We start from the raw sequence: 1,898 nt of genomic DNA, 5'->3' as shown, positions 1-1,898 counted from the left end.
ACTCCATGCTGGCTTCTCGCGCCCATCCCTTTCAATCCAACTCGACATACAATGCCGACAGGGTCGGTGAGTCCGTCGGATTCCATTACGGCATCCACTGGGCGGGCCGCCAGATCGAAACGGCACGCGGGGTACGTCGGGTACCACTGCACGACAGGCTGAAATCGCAAAACGCTGTTTTCGCCGAGCGCATCGGCTGGGAAATTCCAATGTACTACGACCCGTCCGGCTTGGGATGGCAGGACAAACCTTCGGTCGGCGAGCAATACTGGTCTTCCCTGGTGGCCGACGAATGTGCCGCCGCCCGGGATGCGGCGGTGCTCCTTGACCAGTCCATGTACGCCAAACTCCTGGTGCAGGGACCGGATGCCGTCGAAATGTTGAACAGGGTCTGCGGTGCCCAGATGGACGTGGCGGTCGGAACCTCCGTCTACACCCAATTCCTCAATCAACGCGGCGGCATCGAGGCCGACGTGACGGTCACGCGGATCGGCCCACAGAAATTCCTCGTGGTTACGGGGCACCCCAGCCAGGTTCGCGACCGCGCCTGGCTTGAAATGCATGCGGACCCGGAGTGGCGGTTCGAAATCTTCGACGCCACGTCGTCCTACGCGCTGCTGACGATCCATGGGCCGAAGTCTCGCGAGATACTTTCCGCCCTGACGACAGACGACCTCAGCAACGAGAAATTTCCGTTCGGCGCCGCGCGGGAAATCGACCTTGCCCATGCACGGGTCTGGGCCATTAGAAGATCGTTCGTAGGCGAACTTGGCTACGAGCTGCTGATTTCGACGGAGTTCACGCACGGTGTCTACGAGAACATCCTGGCGGTCGGAACGCCACTCGGCCTGCGGCATATGGGAATGTTTGCCATGGGAAGTTGCCGCCTTGAAAAGGCCTTCAGGCACTTCGGGCATGATATCACCGAGGAGGACACACCTTACGAAACCGGCCTAGGATTTGCTGTTGATCTCAACAAGAGCGAGTTCATCGGCAAAGACCCTCTCGCAAGGCAGAAGGCAGGCGGTGCAGCCACGCGCTTCAGGACGGTATCGGTCTCCGTCAACGGCCTCGGAAGGACAGGGCCATATCTCGCGCACAACGAGCCGATCTGGAAAGGCGATGACCTTGTGGGTCACGTCACCTCCGGAGGATGGGGCTACCGCGTTGGCAAAATGCTGGGGCTTGCAAGCCTGCATCGTGAGGAAGGCGTCTCGAAGGCATGGCTCGAAGAGGGTGATTTCGAGGTCCAGATCGCCGGCAAACGCTATCCGATCCAGGTCCAGCTTCAGCCCTTCTACGACCCGCAGGGAGAGCGGATGCGTGGCTGAGACCGACTAACCAAAAACAAAAAATGAGTGGGAACCATGACAACGAAAGAAACGAAGACGATCCTTGTTATCGGTACATTCGATACGAAGTCGGACGAACTGATCTATCTCGCTGACAGGATGGTCGCACAGGGCGGCCGAGCGCTTACGATGGACGTAAGCGTTCTCGGTGGTCCCATGCGGCCGACCGACATCAGCAAGCACGATGTCGCCGAGGCTGGCGGGTCGTCGATCCAGACGGCGATCGCGTCCGGCGACGAGAACACCGCGATGCAGATCATGGCGCGCGGCGCGTCAATCCTGACAGGGAGGCTGCACGCGGAAGGCAAGATCGACGGCATGATTGCCATGGGCGGCACCATGGGCACAGACCTGGCTCTCGACTGCGCTCGTGCCTTGCCACTCGGCGTTCCGAAATATGTGATTTCTACAGTCGCGTATTCCCCCCTCGTCCCCGCGGACAGACTAGCGCCCGACATCCAGATGATCCTGTGGGCGGGAGGCCTCTTCGGATTGAACTCCATATGCAAGTCGTCTTTAAGCCAGGCCGCGGGCGCGGTTTTGGGG

The 1,898-nt window shown here is 60.1% G+C and carries 2 protein-coding genes; both read left to right on the top strand.

Annotated elements, in window-relative coordinates:
- Positions 1-1,331 (top strand): glycine cleavage T C-terminal barrel domain-containing protein (locus tag ACXJ7R_RS31445; RefSeq protein ID WP_457155208.1); only part of this gene is annotated, 1,331 nt, incomplete at its 5' end.
- A gap of 36 nt (positions 1,332-1,367) precedes the next feature.
- On the top strand, positions 1,368-1,898 hold a 531-nt coding region (locus ACXJ7R_RS31440), incomplete at its 3' end, for a Tm-1-like ATP-binding domain-containing protein (RefSeq protein WP_457155209.1).

The organism is Mesorhizobium sp. P5_C1 (assembly GCF_054049815.1).
This window is presented reverse-complemented; position numbering and strand designations above follow the sequence as displayed.